Annotated in this window: 1 protein-coding gene; it reads right to left on the reverse strand. The window is 58.2% G+C overall.

All coding sequences use genetic code 11. From position 1 onward, the window contains the following. A partial coding sequence (locus ACOZK4_RS27175) for a sulfatase-like hydrolase/transferase (protein WP_421594738.1) occupies nucleotides 1-741 on the reverse strand: 741 nt, incomplete at both ends.

The raw sequence follows: 741 nt of genomic DNA on the forward strand, positions 1-741 counted from the left end.
CCGCGGCACCGGTCTCGCAGCACCAAAAGCGCGTCCTGAGCTTCATTCCCCGGCAACCCGGCGGCATCCGCGATGGTTGCACCGAGGAACCCGATATCCATGGCCATTTGTGGGAAAGGGTCGACGTTGTGGCCAAAAGCGTGAACGTCATAGTAAGTTTGATAGAGTGGCGAAGCCCAGTCACCGGCAGCATTTCCGTGCGCAGCGCTGTCGGCGGATGCTTGTGTAACGCTCGGTTGGTGGTCGCCATATTCAAGGACTACGGCACCGCCTGCGGTTTTGTTCGCATCGATGGCCGCAAGGAACGGCGCATAATCCTGCCGCGCTAGTGTCATGCGTCGCAAGAACTCATCTATTTCGGGCGTGTTGCCAAATGGCATGCCGGGAACCGCCTCTTGCGGCTCAAACTCTTCGTCATAGGGGCCATGCGTTGTCATGGTCTGCACGAAAACGAAGAGTGGGCGAGGGTCTTTGGCGGCACGGTGCTCAGACACCAAGTTAGTGGTAAAATCGTAGAATAGTTTGTCGCGCGCGTGTGACGACGGCGCGCCCACCGCATCCCGATCATAGACTTCTTGGAAGCCGATCGACTTCAGGAAAGGCCCTTCGTTGACCATCTGGTATCGCGTCGGCATGACGGCAACGGTGCGATAGCCACAGGTACCCATCGCCAGCGGCAGCGAATTCTTGATGTGCCCTTCCATGAAGATCGGCAGATACGGCCGCATCCAGCCAAAATCC

Source organism: Shinella sp. M27 (genome assembly GCF_049199905.1).
Taxonomy (GTDB): domain Bacteria; phylum Pseudomonadota; class Alphaproteobacteria; order Rhizobiales; family Rhizobiaceae; genus Shinella.